The organism is Tenacibaculum sp. MAR_2010_89 (assembly GCF_900105985.1).
Classification (GTDB): domain Bacteria; phylum Bacteroidota; class Bacteroidia; order Flavobacteriales; family Flavobacteriaceae; genus Polaribacter; species Polaribacter halocynthiae.
Genome location: NZ_FNUB01000004.1, coordinates 279,552 through 293,320, shown reverse-complemented (window position 1 = coordinate 293,320; position 13,769 = coordinate 279,552). Strand labels below are relative to the sequence as shown.

The 13,769-nt window shown below is 28.2% G+C and carries 7 protein-coding genes; 4 read left to right on the top strand and 3 right to left on the bottom strand.

Annotation, left to right across the window (positions count from 1 at the left end; translation table 11 throughout):
• Nucleotides 1-161: 161 nt before the first annotated feature.
• The 3 genes from BLV71_RS02215 to BLV71_RS02205 all read left to right on the top strand — a co-directional run bounded on the left by BLV71_RS02215 (nucleotide 162) and on the right by BLV71_RS02205 (nucleotide 3,351).
• The gene (locus BLV71_RS02215; RefSeq protein ID WP_093868963.1) at nucleotides 162-1,475 is read left to right on the top strand and encodes a gliding motility protein GldB-related protein; all 1,314 of its coding nucleotides are present in this window, start codon (nucleotides 162-164) and stop codon (nucleotides 1,473-1,475) included.
• 110 nt (nucleotides 1,476-1,585) lie between these two features.
• Nucleotides 1,586-2,620, top strand: coding sequence for a sensor histidine kinase (locus tag BLV71_RS02210; protein WP_255405085.1), 1,035 nt, complete (start codon nucleotides 1,586-1,588; stop codon nucleotides 2,618-2,620).
• Nucleotides 2,620-3,351, top strand: coding sequence for a LytR/AlgR family response regulator transcription factor (locus BLV71_RS02205; RefSeq protein ID WP_093868962.1), 732 nt, complete (start codon nucleotides 2,620-2,622; stop codon nucleotides 3,349-3,351). The genes BLV71_RS02210 and BLV71_RS02205 overlap by 1 nt, the downstream gene beginning before the upstream one ends.
• Nucleotides 3,352-3,495: 144 nt before the next feature.
• On the opposite strand, the gene BLV71_RS02200 is transcribed toward BLV71_RS02205, so the two are convergent.
• The gene (locus BLV71_RS02200) at nucleotides 3,496-9,858 is read right to left on the bottom strand and encodes an alpha-2-macroglobulin family protein (protein WP_093868961.1); all 6,363 of its coding nucleotides are present in this window, start codon (nucleotides 9,856-9,858) and stop codon (nucleotides 3,496-3,498) included.
• A gap of 319 nt (nucleotides 9,859-10,177) precedes the next feature.
• Between BLV71_RS02200 and murC the strand changes: the two genes are divergently transcribed.
• On the top strand, nucleotides 10,178-11,530 hold the full coding sequence (gene murC, locus BLV71_RS02195) for a UDP-N-acetylmuramate--L-alanine ligase (protein WP_093868960.1): 1,353 nt from the start codon (nucleotides 10,178-10,180) through the stop codon (nucleotides 11,528-11,530).
• Here the strand turns inward: murC and BLV71_RS02190 are convergent.
• On the bottom strand, nucleotides 11,522-12,610 hold the full coding sequence (locus BLV71_RS02190; RefSeq protein WP_255405084.1) for a nucleotidyltransferase domain-containing protein: 1,089 nt from the start codon (nucleotides 12,608-12,610) through the stop codon (nucleotides 11,522-11,524). The two genes, murC and BLV71_RS02190, sit on opposite strands and share 9 nt — an antisense overlap.
• A complete protein-coding gene (locus tag BLV71_RS02185; protein ID WP_255405083.1) occupies nucleotides 12,597-13,730 on the bottom strand; it encodes a phosphoenolpyruvate carboxykinase (ATP) in 1,134 nt (377 codons plus the stop codon). The genes BLV71_RS02190 and BLV71_RS02185 overlap by 14 nt, the downstream gene beginning before the upstream one ends.
• Between the last annotated feature and the right edge of the window lie 39 nt (nucleotides 13,731-13,769).

Genomic DNA, 13,769 nt, shown 5'->3' with positions numbered 1-13,769 from the left:
TTTTCTTTTAAATAACGTATAAATTTAAAAAGAAATAGCATTTCAAAAGTTAATACTTCCGTTTAATAACCTCATTTTACCACTCATCATAATTGTGTTTTTGTTCTATGCGTTTCAAACTAGTTTTGAGGTGTTATAAAAATAAACTAATAAAAACGATTATGAATAAAACGCTATTTTTTTTAATTATTGCACTTATTATAGTTGGGTGCAGCTTTGAAAAATCAAAATCCGCTAATGTTATAACGAGTGATATAACGAACTTTTGGAAGGCATACGATAAAATTCAAAAAACTTCAGACAGTATTCAACAAATGAAACATTTAAAAGAGTTGTTTTTTGATAAGGGAACTATAGGTTTAAAAGCAATGATGAAAGCAAAAAATGTTACTCCACAAGAATATTTGAAAGCAATAAATAGATATCCGAAATTTTGGAAATCAGTTAGAAAAAACACATTAAGAACCAACGAGTTTAGTATAAAGTTAGAAGAAGGGATAGAAAAATTACGAAAGATATATCCAAGTTTAAAACCCGCAAAGTTGTATTTTACAATAAGTGGATTAATGTCAAATGGTACTACTTTAGATAGTTTGGTGCTTATAGGAAGTGAACTAGCAATGGCAGATAAGAATACAGTTTCTTCAGAGTTTTTAGGAAGGATGAAAAAAAACAGGAGAATATTTTTTGATTCTAACCCCATAGATAATTTGGTTCTTTTAAATGTTCATGAATATGTACATACTCAACAAAACATGCCAGTAAATAATCTGTTATCAAAAGTAATAAGAGAGGGAGTGGCTGAATTTGTATCGGTAAAAGCTATGGGAATTCCTTCAGTAACACCAGCACTAGCTTATGGAAAGCTTAATGAAAAAGTTAGGCAAAAGTTTGAAGAGGTTATGTTTTATGGTAACAATACACATAGATGGTTATGGAGTGATGCTCCTAATGATTTTGACGTTCGTGATTTAGGATATCATATAGGTTATGAGTTAAGTGAAAGGTATTATCAGCAAGCAAAGAATAAAAGTGATGCTATTAAAAAACTAATTGAGTTAGATTATACGAATGAAGTAGAAATTGAAAATTTTGTAAATAGTACTGGGTATTTTTCAGAAACGCTTGAGAGTTTGTATGAAAAGTTTCAGAATAAAAGACCCTATGTTGTTGCTGTAAAACAATTTAAAAATAAAAGTGAAGATGTAAGAGCTTCTTTAAATAAGTTAACAATCGAGTTTTCAGAACCAATGCACCAAAAGTATATGAATTTTGATTATGGGCCTCTAGGAGAAGAAGCTGTAGTAAAATTTAAAAAAATGATAGGGTACTCTAAAGATGGAAGGTCATTAACTTTTGAGATAGAACCGTTACAACTTAATAAAAGATATCAGTTAACAGTAGGTTGGGGCTTTAGAAATTTGAAAGGCGTTCCTTTAAAAAGGTATTTAATAGATTTTAAAACAACAAAATAATATATTTAGTGCACATAATTTTTTAGATATTTTGATAGTGAAAAACCGAAAAGTTATGTGCTTTTAGTATACTATTAAATGTATAGATTTGTATAATTTAAAAAACTAAAATGAATTATTTTTTTTCAAAAAGAGCAGTACCTAATTATATGGTTTGGCTACTAACATTGTTGCCAGATTATGTAATGAAAATTATTGATTTAGAGAAAAATAAGGAACTGGTTAACTATCTTCTTCTTGAAAGTTTTACCTGGTTTTTTGTAGGAATTATATTAACGGCGGGTATTCAAATTGGTTTAGAGAAATTTACGAAGAATAAATCGGTAAAAGATAAGGTAGTATACTTAATACCATTTATGATTATTGCATCGGTACTATTCAATTTTATATTTTGGCCAATAGTTGATGCTTTGTTTGAATATTTTATGCATAAAGTGAGCTATCATGGTAAGTTTGCAACTCGTATTTTTAATTGGCTTAACTGGATTATTTGGTTTGTGTGTTATACCGCATTTAATTTATATCATGAGGTAAAGGAAACTAAATTAAAGAATGCTGAATTAGATGCTACATTAAAAGAATCACAATTAAATACGTTAAAAGGACAAATCAACCCTCATTTTATGTTTAATAGTTTAAACAATATAAGAGGGTTAATGTTGGAAGATGTAAATAAAGCAAGAAATATGCTTACATCTTTGTCTGAAACGCTTAGGTATTCTCTTACACAAAACAATATAGATGCAATAGCTTTAGAGGATGAACTTGAAATGGTTGAAAAATATGTAGATATTTCAAAAGTACAATTTGAAAACAGATTACAATTTGAATTAATTGTTGATGAATCTTCATTGAGTATTCAAATTCCACCAATGCTCATTCAAATGTTAGTAGAAAATGCCATAAAACATGGAATTTCTAATATAAAACATGGAGGAAAAATATCAGTTATTGCAAAAGTGGTAAATAATTTATTATTGATAAAAGTTATAAATTCAGGAACTTTACAAAGTAATAAAAGAGGTACACAGGTAGGTATTCAAAATATAAAAAAGCGATTAGATTTATTGTACGATAAAAAAGCTACTTTTAGCTTACACCAAGAAGAAAAAAATGTAGTTGCAACTATTCAAATTCCATTATAATGATACCATTAAATACAGTTATTGTAGAAGATTCACGTTTAGCCAGAAATGAATTAAAAGAACTGATTAAACAACATAAAGAAATAAAAATTATAGGGGAAGCTGAAAATGTAGATGAAGGTTTTGAGTTAATAAATAATACGAAGCCTGATTTATTATTCTTGGATATCAATATGCCTGAAAAAAATGGGTTTGAGCTTTTAGAAATGTTAGATGAGGTTCCTATAACTATTTTTACAACTGCTTTTGATGAATATGCTATAAAATCGTTCGAGTATAATGCCTTTGATTATTTGTTAAAACCAATAAATGAAAAACGTTTTTCTAAAACAATACAGAAGGTTATTGAGCAAATAAATAGCAATCCAATTATTGAAGAGAAGGATAAGAATACATTTAATTTAGATAAGCAGATTTTTATAAAAGATGGTGAAAAATGTTGGCTCGTGAAAATTAAAGATATTGTATTCTTTGAAATAGTAGGCAATTATACCCGCGTGTTTTTTGAAAGTAATAAAGCGCTAGTTTATAAATCACTTATTCAAATAGAAGAAAAATTACCAGAAACTGTTTTTTTTAGAGCCAATAGACAACAAATTATAAATATTAATCATGTAAAGAAGGTTGTATCGTGGTTTAATGGTAAATTAAAAATAGAAATGCTTTCAGGAGAAGAGATTGAAATATCAAGAAGGCAATCTTATATTTTTAAAGAACAGCTAAGTTTTTAATTTTATAAGAAGAAAGATTAAATATTTCGGTTGCTGTTTTTACGTTAAATAAAGTATAGATAATTATATAAAAACACCTCTTGACTTTAAATTGTCAAGAGGTGTTTCAGTTATATTGAGTATTGTTTTATAAAGGTAAAAATATTATTCTACACGAATTCGTATTCCTTTAGAATGACTGCTAAATTCAGGAGCGTACATATTTTGTATGGTTGTAATTCCATTACTAAAATCTCCTGCATTATTAATTCTTACATCATATTCAAACACATATACGCCTTTGGGTAAACGATCAAAAAAGAAATTTGTTGAAGCGTCTTTTGTACTTTCATAATAACCTAAGCCATCTTGCCATTTGTATTTAGAAAGAACGTTTATTGGTTCTACGCCACTAGCTCTCATATCTTTCATATGAATGAACTCCATATTTCTATCTGAACGTAATTCTATGCGTACCGTTAGTAAATCTCCTACTTTTAACATTGAATTGTCAGTAACTTCAATTAACTTTTTACCAGTATCAGAATTTACCTTCTTAAATAGTTTTTTCTTTAATTGTAAAGGTGTTTTTGCAGAGGTTATTTTATCTAAATCTTCAAAATATTGCCAATACAAACCACCCCAAGCAATTGATTTTCCTTTTGTGCTAATAGAAACTTCTCCCATATTAGGAGTAATTTCATTGCCGTTCCAAGAGGTTTTAAAGTACCCAGTACCAGCTTCAACTTTTACAGATGGAATTTTGGTTGGGTCAATTTTTTTATCACCAATTTTAAGATCTACTAAATCGGTTACAGAAATCCAATCACTACCTTGTAATAATAGTGCATAAACAGCTTCAGTAGTTGCTTTAGTTGTTTTCCATTGGCTAACTTGCTTGTTTTTTAACAACCATATTTTTAAGTTATCTACTGTTTTTGTATCGTTTTCAACTTCAGCAAAAGCTTCAATTAATAAAGCTTGTGTTTCAATAGGAGCTTGGTACCAATACCAGCTAGGCTTGTTGTTTTTCCAATACATACCTAGTTCTTCTGAGGTGATACTATTTTCTTTTAATGAATTTAAAACTTTAGAGGCAATCTTTTTGTCTCCATTTCTATGTTGAATTAAAGCAATTAATCCTTTACTATATAAATTGAATTCATTCCAGTAAGTGGCAGATTGATTTTTATAATATTCAATTGCTTGACTAGCTTTATCAATAACTGGTATATCAGAATAAAAACTACGCATGTATAAATACTGTAATTCAAAATAACCTATATGTTGCTTTGCTAGAAATTTTTCTGCTTTTTCAGCGCCACTTTTTTGTTTTATTTTGTCTGCTTCTCTAAGTAATTTTTTATAATCATCAGTAATTTCAAGATCTAAAAATTTAATGGCTTTATGAAGTATGGTATTTACATCTTTATTGAAACTTGTAACGCCTAATTTTTTTAAATGACCAAAACCACTAGCAATATGTTGTGTAATATATCTGTTTGGATACATACTACCTTTAAACCAAGGAAAACCTCCATTAGGTAGTTGCATATTCTTCAACTTGTTTATGGATAATTGTTCTTCATTACTCAATTTATTTAAGTCAAATAAAAGCGCAATTCTCTTTTTTTGTTCGGTTTCTGATTGTGCATCACGTAACCAAGGAGTTTCCTGAATTATTAATGATTTTAACTCTTGATTTTTCTCTAAGTTACTAACTAAAGCTCCTGATGATTTCCATTGATTAAAAACTTCTTGTATTCTTGGATTTGAGTTTGCGATATGACTAGCAAGTGTATTAGCATAATAACGAGCAAAAGTTTGTTCACTACATTCATGAGGGTATTCCATTAAGTATGGTAAAGCTTGTACAGCATACCAAGCAGGGTTAGAGGTAACTTCTACCGTTAATTTATGGTTTTTTAAAGTTGATGAGGTATTATTTATAAGTTTATCGAGGGTAAATGTTTTTGATTGATTACTTCGTACCCACATAGGTAGGGTTTCAGTAACTAACATTCTATTTGATAATACAGGTAAAGCATTTTGTTCTCCATCAGAAAAATCACCTGCTTTTGCAAAAACTTTATATTGAACAGCATCAATAGTTTCAGGAATGGTTAAATTCCAAGAAACAGTGGTGTTCCCGTTTTCATCAACCGAAAAAGATTGAGTTTTTGTAGTATTATTTAATAAATCAATTTCTTTTCCAGTTACAGGGTTGGTTAGTATAAGTTGTGCAATTCCTGTTACGTTTTTACTAGTAAGATTTGAGATTTTCGAGCTTAATGTTATTTTATCTCCATGGCGTAAAAAACGAGGAGCATTTGGTGTAACCATCAGCTCTTTTTGAGTAACAGTTTCTAATGTTTTAGTAGCAGCATGTAATTCTTTGGTATGAGCTAATAATTGTAACTTCCATTTAGTTAATGCTTCAGGTGCTGTAAAATTAAAAGAAATATTTCCGTTTTTATCTGTTGTTAAATGTGGATAGAAAAATGCTGTTTCTTGTAAGTTTTTACGTATTTGAATCCCTTTTAAAGAGGTTTTTGTGGTTTTAGACTCTTTCTTAAGAGAAGGTGGAACAGCATCTAAAGCCGCACTTTCTTCAACTTCTGCAAGATTTGCACTAACTCCAGGAACGCCTCCAGCCATTCTACTCATTTTTCTTCTTGGAGCAGAAATTCCATAGGCGGTAGTAACAACTTCATCTAAGACATTATCATTTTCCATTAAAATAATAATATTAGAAAAATCACCTACAGTTTTTTCAACCGTTTTCATACCTACAAAACTATAAACAAGTACATCTCCTTTATTAGCATTTAAAGAAAAATTACCATCAAAATCTGTTTCTGTTCCATATGTGGTTCCTTTTATTAATACAGTTACGCCAGGAAGCGGACCACTTTCATCCTGAACTACACCAGATATAGTTCCATCAAATTTGGTTCTTTGAAAAGTTAGTCTTTTTAAATATTGAGTGTTAACCCAGTTATCATTAATAAAACTAAAACCAAACCAATTGTATTGAACATTTCTTCTTTGGTAGTTGTTGTAATACCTATTCGTATTGTCGTTTAAATTCTGAACTCTAAAATAATTGTTACCAAAACTTATAGTTGCTTCAGAGTTGTTGTATATAGAATATATTGGTTTTTTAATAGGAGAGAAGTTCCATTTGTGTGGTTTAAAAGCATCTAAAGAAGCGTCATACATTCCTGCTAAAAGTTCAGCAGCTACTACATCTTTTTTAGTCCCTTTGATGGTGAAACTCCATGTTTGTTTTTGTCCAGGTTGTAGTTTGTCTCTAAATGTTTTTGTACTAATTTCTAAATCAGTTTTAGGATAAGGAACACTAACTAACAAATTTCCTTTTTCAAAAGCATTATAATTAACAAAATACCATTTTACCCCAAATCCACCTATATCATCTTTAGTTACTGGAATAGATATTTTAGTATGATTTTTAGTTAAATGAATATATTTTCTTTCTACTGTTTTATGTTGTTTTTCTATAAAGAGCATTAATGTGATATCTTTTGAATTAGAGCTTATCGTTATTTCAGCTTTATCTCCTACATTGTATGAAGCCTTATTCGTTGTTACTTGCACTAATTTAGTATCGGCAGGTAGTTTGTCTAATTTAGAGAAAACAGAAACAAACTCTTTAGCAGTTACCTTTTGTCCAAATTTATCTTGGGTATCTAAAATAATTACATATTTGCCAGATTCCCAGTTTCGTATACTGTTTAAAGCTATTTCTTTTTGATTTTCGGTATTAAACTTTGTATTAAAAACAAGAGTTCCTTTTTTCCAATTAATAGAATTATCTTCATTTGTGTAAGCATCATTTGGAAACTTATTTTCAAACTCTTTTTTAGGTATCGTTTGGTAATCAGGAGTTGTCCAAGGACGTTTGCGTAAAATACGATTAGGAGCTTGTAGTTTATAAATTTTTAAGGTTCCTGTGCTAGCTACAAATTCGTCATTTAAATTTTTAGTGCTAATTTTTAGTAAGTGACTGTTCTTTGTTTTATCTAGGTTTTCAGGGCTTTCAATATCAGCTACTAAGGCATGATAACCAACTTTTACTTCAGTAGTTGCACTTCGAGTTTCACCGTTAATATCAGTTACATCAGCAGAAACTTCGTAAATAAAAATAGGTAAATCTTTTTTAGCAATACTTTCATCAGGCAGCGCTTTGAACTGTATAGAAAAATTACCAGATGAATCTGTGATGCCTTCACCTTGAGTAATTTCTTGAGGTTGTGAAGTGAAATATGGTCTATACCAATACCACCACCTAGGATATTGTACTTTTCTATGAACGCGATATATAACTTTAGCATCTGTAATATTAACTCCGGAAAAAGCTTTAGCAAATCCGTTTACAGTTATAGAATCGTTTATTTTAATAGTGCTAGAAATAGGTTTAAAGACAGTTTCAAATTTTGGACGTTTGTATTCTTCTACAGAAAAATACGTGTAGTTTTTATAACGACCAATAGATGTTTCAATAAGAAATTGACCGGTTAAACCTTGGTTAGGTAACACAAATTTTGATGAAAAAGATCCAAATTCATTGGTTTGTAGTTCAATTTCTTTTAATACTTGATGGTTTACGTCTTTAAGAGTAATTGCAACTGTTTCATTAATTTTTACGGAAGCTTTCTTTTTAAAAGTTTCCATAGCAATACCTTTAAAGTGAACTGTTTGCCCTGGTCTGTATATACTTCTATCAGTAAAAAGGAATGTTTCTGTATGAACTCTAGATGTTGAATTATTATTTTTATATCTCGGATTTATATAAAATTTACCAAAATTTACATTTTCATCTTTATAGGTAATATTGGCATTTACATTAGGGTAATATTGTTTATTTGGAATAAAGGTAAACTCTCCATTTTCGTTTGTTACAAAATGGTTATCTAGTTTTTTGTCGTAGTGATTTCTTGTAGTATTAGTAAAATGAACTTTGGCATTTGCTATTGGTTTTCCAGTGTTTCTATTAACAACTTGATAATTGTTACTTTGTTCGTTATTGTTTATAAAAGCAATGTTTGTTGCTTGTACATAAGAAAAAGCTACTGTAGTTTTATTAGATAATTCTTTTTTAGTAGTAGCAAGAATTAAATGATTTCCACCAGAAAGTTTTGGAATACTAACTTCAGTAGAGTGTTGTTGATAGTCTTGTTCATCTTTTAACTCCGAGTACCAAGAAGTTGTTTTATCAAGTTTTTTGATAAATTCAATTTGTTTTTTTTCATTATAAATTTTTTCCAGTTCCAAAATTTGAGCGGCAGTAATTTTATAAATAGAAAAATATAATTCAGCACTATTTTTATAAGTAACTAATACTTTTGAAAAATGATTTATTGGAATGTTTTTTTCAGTAATAATACTTAATGTTTTAGTAAGAATTTGTTGTTTTAATCCTTCACATTTTTTTGCGCCATCACTTTCAGGAAATTGAAGTATTATTTTATTACAAATAGCCAACGCTTCTTTGTTTTTAAAACGATGTTTATTTTCAACCTTGTTTGGTTGGTAGGTGTTTGCTAATTCTGTATAAACTTTTGCAATTTCAAACGAATATAATCCCGAAATTTCATCTGTTTTGTAACGATTTTTTGAAGCTTCTAAAGCCTGTAAATATAAATTTTCTTTGTTTTTAAAAATACCATGTTGCTTTACAAAAGCTAAACGTTGTAAATCTGTAGTTACTAAGGCTTCTAAATTTTTATTTTGTAAATGAAATTGAAGTAAATCTTGATATATTTTTAAGGCATTAAACTGTAAGGATGTCGTGTCTTTAGTTGTTAGGTTAATTGAAATAAAGCTATTAAAATCACTTAATAAATTAGGATTGTTTAGCTTAAATTGATAAGAAGGTTTTGTAATATTTGTTTCAGTAGTTTTATAAAAATCTAAAGAGTTTTGTGCCAAGAAGTCGAATAAAGTTGGATGGTATTTTTTTGTGTCTTTAGTAATACGTAAAATATCAGAAAAACTCTGAATGTTAATTTTTTGAAGTTGGTTTTTGTCAGCTAATGAAGCTTTATAATATTTATGTATTTCGTTAAATAATGTATTTAAATCCCATGTTCTAAAATCAGTTGAATCAACTTTATTTTGAGTTTGTGTTCTGTTATAAAACTTCCATCTATTTTGATTAAAAAATTGCCAGTATAAATTTGCTAATATATTTTCTAATACATTTTTCGTTGGGAATTCAGTAGTTATTATGTGTTTTTTAAATTGATCAATAATTTTTAATTGAGCATCTTCTTCTAGTATTAAAGAAAATTTACTTTTATAAAAAAGTGTTTTTACTAGTTGAGGTGAATTATTATTTTTCTTTGCCTTTTCATAAATTTCATCAACAATTTTTGAAGCAGATTTTGGAAGATTATCAATTTCAAATTTATGAACCTTATCCCATAAACTTTGATAGTTTTGCTGAGCTTTAATTGTTGTAGAAAATAGAAATATCATTAGTGAAAGAAGGATTGTTTTTTTCATTTTAATTCATTTTTAGTCAATTGATAGTATTAATTATCAATTTTAATAACTTAAATTTTAGTAAAGCACGTATTTTTTTGTTGTTCAATCAACCTAAAATATGTGAATTGGTATTTTTATGGTGTAAACGTTACTTTTCATTTAGTTATTGGTTAAAGATAATGAAATCTATATAGGTTTTTTGTATAAAACAAAAAACGAGCCATTTGAATTTTTGACTTTGTTTTTATGGAAAAAAATATTCTTTTCAATAACAATTAAAGTGTTTTTTGTAAGCTGTTATACTTCATTATCTTTACAGAAAATTTAGGAGTTTTAAATGAGAGTACATTTTATAGCTATTGGAGGAAGTGCAATGCATAATTTAGCAATTGCTTTAAGCAAAAAAGGATATCAAGTAACAGGAAGTGATGATACAATTCATGATCCTTCTAAATCTAGATTAGCCAAATATGGGTTATTACCAGAAGAGTTTGGATGGTTTACTGAGAAAATAACTGAAACATTAGATATTGTTATTTTAGGAATGCATGCTAAAAAAGATAACCCTGAATTATTAAAAGCCCAAAAGCTTGGGGTGAAGATATATTCATATCCTGAATTTTTATATGAACAATCTAAACATAAAACACGTGTAGTTATTGGAGGTTCACATGGAAAAACTACTATAACTTCAATGATTTTGCATGTTTTAAATTATCATGAAAAAGAAGTAGATTATATGGTAGGTGCTCAATTAGATGGCTTTGAAACAATGGTACATTTAACAGAGGAAAATGAATTTATTGTTTTAGAAGGAGATGAATATTTAAGTTCTCCAATTGATATGCGTCCTAAATTTCATTTATATAAACCAAACATAGCCTTATTAAGTGGTATTGCATGGGACCATATTAATGTATTTCCAACATTTGAAAACTATGTAGAACAATTTTCGATTTTTACAAACTCTCTAACAAATGGAGGGATTATGGTATATAATGAAGAAGATACTACTGTAAAAGATGTTGTTGAAGCATCTGAACATGCTATAAAAAAATACTCATATAACACTCCAAATCATAGTATTGAAAACGGAATTACATTTATTGATACTCCTGATGGTTTAATGCCTTTAGAAATATTTGGAGAACATAATTTACAAAATTTAGCTGGAGCTAAATGGATATGTCAGCACATGGGAATTGATGAAGATGATTTTTATGAGGCTATAGCCAGTTTTAAAGGGGCAAATAAAAGATTAGAGAAAGTGACTGAAAGTGATAGTACAGTTATATTTAAAGATTTTGCCCATAGTCCAAGTAAAGTTCAAGCTACTACCACAGCTGTTAAAAACCAATATGCTAATAGAACTTTATTAGCTTGTTTAGAATTGCATACCTATAGTAGTTTAAATGCTGAGTTTTTAGCAGAGTATAAAGGAGCTTTATCTAATGCAGATAAAGCAGTAGTTTTTTATTCTCCAGATGCTGTTAAAATTAAGCAATTAGAAGAGGTTTCTGAAGATAAAATAGCTAAAGCTTTTGAACGAGATGATTTACTAATTTATACAAACCCACAAGAATTTAAAGAATTTTTATTTGCCGAAAACTTAAAAGATACAGCGCTTTTATTAATGAGTTCGGGGAATTATGGAGGGTTGGATTTTGAAGAGGTTAGGCAATTAATCTAAATTTTTTAGTTGTTTTTTAAACTCTTTATCTGTAAGTCTTTTAAATAGCCAAAATCTTATTTTGTTATCATAAATAGATTGATAAAATATTTTAAATCTAGATTTAAAGTATCTAGATTTTTTTTGCTTGGCATAGTGTTTTTGTCTGTAGTTATTGTCGTTTAATATTTTCAAGAATAAATTTATACAATATTGTGTATGTTTATTAGTATGAAAATCTAAAGAGTTGATATTCCCAAATGATACATAGCAAAGAGCTAAAAAAGTATTTAAAGGACTTTTGAGTTTTTTAAATTTATTAAAAGAGTTTTTTGCTATTGTTTTTTTAGATAACAAGAAAACATCATAAGCGTTTCTTAAGGCTATATCATTAAAGAATAAACCATCATCATTTATTTGTTTAGCAATTATAGATAAACAAAGTTGATCAGAGTAACTTAATACATTCACATTACCAATTTGTTGTATTTTATTTTTAATGTAATTGTAATTAAATTCATTTGAATAATCCTTAATAACCATTTGTTTATGTATTTCTACTCCAGCAATTTTATTTGGATGTTGTATTCTTGGGTAATGTTTAAATGAAGGGAAATCATATTTCAATTCTACCACGGGAGAGTAATTGTTTTGATGTAGAATACTTATGGTTTTTTCATATTCTTTTGGAGAAATTATAAAATCAATATCTCCAACCATTCTTTCTGAAATGTCTTCATAGAGTCCTTCTAATAAGTTACCGGTACCTTTTAAAAAAATCGGAGTAATATTATTAGTTAAAAGTAATTCGTTGATTTCTTTTGCTTGTTCAATAATTTGTTGATTTCTTTCACGGTTAAGATTGGTTATGTATTCCATGTATTCAACCAAGTCATTAGGAAGGTATTGTAAAAAATCAGCACGTTTTAAATTACAATATAGGGCAGGAAAAACGTAATGAGCCGTGCTTAATTTAACTATACTATCCCAATCAACAGTCTTGTCAATTATTTTTTGTTCAACTATTTTTCGATTTTCTTCTTCATAGGTTATAGTTAAACATTTACCAACAAAAAAAAGTGTTTCTTTATAAGTCATCATTAAATAGTTTTTTTACGGTTACAATCATTTTTTCATTATCAGAATACGTAAGTTTATAACAGGATAAGTTGTCAAACCAATCTAAAAAAGAAGTCGCATTTTCAGTTCTTGGAGAAAGCCACGAATCTGGAACTAATTGCTGAAAAGCATCAAGTTTTGAAATTTTAGTAATTTTTAAATCACTTTCAGCTTTATATTTAATAAAAACTAATGTTTTACAAGGCTGATGTTGTTTTGAGCTAGTGTTTTTTGGAGGAAGATATCTAACTATTTTATTCAAAGCTTTAAAATGATATTCAGCTGAAGTTTCTAATTCAGGATAAAGAGGTAAAAGAACTGGTAGGCTATTCTTTTTTATAGAAATAGCTGACGAGAAACTGTAAACTTCTTTATTTTTAGAAAGAATAGGTACAAAATCATCAGCTAAACATGAAAAGCCATTAGCTTGTAATAATGCCAAAGAAGTACTTTTTCCATTGCCAGAATCACCCAAAAAAAGAATTGATTTTTCTCCGTTACTTACAGCAGAAGCATGAAAAACTCCCATCCAATTTTCTTCTCTTTCCTTATGAGTATGCTCAATAATTTTCATTGAGAATTTTCCTTGAAAATAGTGGCTCTCGGATGTTTTCCATGAACCGATTAATATATTGTCAATGTAAAAATGAATAGAATCGTTAGAAGTAAAAACTTTATAATGGTGGTCTATTTTGTTTTGAGAATCAATTTCTAAATGTGCAAACTTAGGATGGATTAACGAGAAGCTATAATCACTTAAGAATTCAATAAAAAATATGCTAGAATTTATTTTATAGTATTTTCTAATTTGAAAAGTACTAGGAATGCTATGACTAGAAAATGTTTCTTCCTCAGTGATCTTTTCTTTTAAGAGTTTTTTTATATCAGTAATAAAAGCAGAAGCTTCATTATAAGGTATGTTTATTGACTTATATAAAGTAGTGAAAATTTCCTTTATAGGAGTTTCTTTTTGCAATAGAATAAGCGTGTTTGCAACTATATTTTCAACAACAATATATTGGTTGTTATGAGATAGCCAGACAATACTTTTATCTTCAATTTTCCTTGTTAAAATCATATCGTGTAAAAATAATAAAACCAATTTTTAAAGAACGATATTTATATATCTTATTATAGTTCT